Below are 2,126 nucleotides of genomic sequence, written 5' to 3' on the forward strand. Positions count from 1 at the left end.
AAATAGCTTCGGCTTGCTATCGGCGCCGCCCTCCGCCAAAAGCTTCACTAGTGAAGAATAGGAGGACACGCCATGAGCAATGATTTCAGCAATCTCTTTTCGGTCAAAGGCAAGACCGTGGTCATCACCGGCGGCTCGCGCGGCATTGGTGAGATGCTGGCCGCCGGCTACCTCGCCAATGGCGCCAAGGTCATCATTTCCTCCCGCAAGGAAACTGCCTGCGAAGAGACGGTCGAGCGTCTCAAGGACCAGTATGGCGGCGAGATCTATGCCATCCCGTCAGACGTCGGCCAGATGGTCGGCATCCAGCATCTCGCTGACGAGATCGCCAAGCGCGAAGACAAGGTCGACGTGCTGATCAACAATGCCGGCGTTGCCTGGGGCGCGACACTTGAAGAGTTCCCCGAGCATGGCTGGGACAAGGTGATGGACGTGAATGTCAAAGGCATCTTCTTCCTCTTCCAGAAGCTCATACCGCTGCTGCGCAAGTCCGCCAGCGCTGATGATCCGGCCCGGGTGATCAACATCGCCTCGATTGACGGCCTGCACACCTCGCCCTTCAGCGGCTACGCCTATGGCACATCCAAGGCCGCCGTCATTCACCTCACGCGCTTCATGGCGTCCCAGCATGTCGGCGAACATATCCTCGTCAACGGGATCGCGCCCGGCCCTTTCCCGACCTGGATGCTCTCGACCGGCGTCGGCTTTGGCGGCAAGACCGAAGGCGTCGACTGGGATTCTGTGGCAGACCGCAACCCGTCCGGCCGGGTCGGCACCCCTCAGGATATTGCAGGCCTCGCCATGTTCCTGTCCTCGCGGGCGGGCGCCTATATCTCCGGCCACACCATCCCATGCGATGGCGGCATCGTTGCCTCGAGCTAGCGGGCCGGCGGGGTAAAGTTCAGCTTTTTTGGCGGTCGTCGTGTTGCGCCGCAGCATCAAGACCGTCATAGCGGGCGCACACATCCTGTTCCTTCCAGAAGACTGAGCGATCCCGTGACGAGCAAATCCTCCTTCGCTGCTTTCGCAGACCGCCTTGGCGCGCAAAATTTTTCGCAAGCGAACCTTGCCAAATTTACCCCCGGCCGGATCAAGACCGAACTGCTATCCGGCCTGACGGTCGCGCTGGCCCTGGTGCCGGAAGCGGTCGCCTTTGCCTTTGTCGCCGGCGTTCACCCGCTGGTCGGGCTTTACGCCGCTTTTATTGTCGGCCTGATTACGGCCTGCATTGGCGGGCGGCCCGGCATGATTTCAGGCGCGACAGGCGCACTCGCTGTCGTCATGGTGGCGCTGGTGGCCCAGCACGGGGTGGAATATCTGTTCGCGGCCGTGGTCCTGATGGGCCTCCTCCAGTTGGCTGCGGGTATCTTCAAGCTCGGCAAATTCATCCGGCTCGTGCCGCACCCGGTGATGCTCGGCTTCGTCAACGGCCTCGCCATCGTGATCTTCCTTGCCCAGCTCAGCCAGTTCCAGGTCCCCGGCACAGCAGAGGCGGCCGGTCATGGCATGGCGGGCGGCGAATGGATGACCGGCTGGCCGCTTGTCCTGATGCTTGCCCTGACAGCCCTTACAATGGCGATCATCTGGGGCATGCCGAAGCTTACCAAGATCGTCCCTGCCCCTCTCGCAGGCATCGGTATTGTCGCCGCCCTCGTTATCGGCTTCGGCCTTGATGTGCCGCGCGTTGGCGACCTTGCCTCGATCCAGGGCGGGCTGCCAGCCTTCCACGTCCCGATGGTGCCGCTTAATCTGGAGACGCTGGAAATCATCCTGCCTTATGCAGTGATCCTTGCCGCCATCGGCCTGATCGAGAGCCTGCTAACGCTGAACCTCGTAGGCGAGATGACCAATAAGCGCGGCGGGGCGAGCCAGGAATGTGTCGCCCAGGGCGCGGCCAATCTTGTCACCGGCTTCTTCGGCGGCATGGGCGGCTGCGCGATGATCGGCCAGTCCATGATCAACGTGAAATCGGGCGGGCGCACGCGCCTGTCAGGCATCTCGGCAGCGCTCTGCCTGCTCGCCTTCATCCTTGTCGGCTCGGGTATCATCGAACTCATACCGCTCGCCGCTCTGGTCGGCGTGATGTTCATGGTCGTAATCGGCACGTTTGCCTGGAACAGTCTTCG

Annotated in this window: 2 protein-coding genes; both read left to right on the plus strand. The window is 62.1% G+C overall.

Annotated elements, in window-relative coordinates; genetic code table 11:
* Positions 1-72 precede the first annotated feature (72 nt).
* Positions 73-882 (plus strand): SDR family oxidoreductase, encoded by an 810-nt coding sequence (locus WA989_RS00055; RefSeq protein WP_424338488.1) that lies wholly within the window; start codon positions 73-75, stop codon positions 880-882.
* 114 nt (positions 883-996) lie between these two features.
* Positions 997-2,126 (plus strand): SulP family inorganic anion transporter (locus WA989_RS00060; protein WP_424338489.1); only part of this gene is annotated, 1,130 nt, incomplete at its 3' end.

It is taken from the genome of Henriciella sp. (genome assembly GCF_049649345.1).
Taxonomy (GTDB): Bacteria; Pseudomonadota; Alphaproteobacteria; order Caulobacterales; family Hyphomonadaceae; genus Henriciella.

Excerpts from the sequence above, each read along its gene's own strand:
- WA989_RS00055 (WP_424338488.1), top strand. The coding sequence starts at position 73 with ATGAGCAATGATTTCAGCAATCTCTTTTCGGTCAAAGGCAAGACCGTG.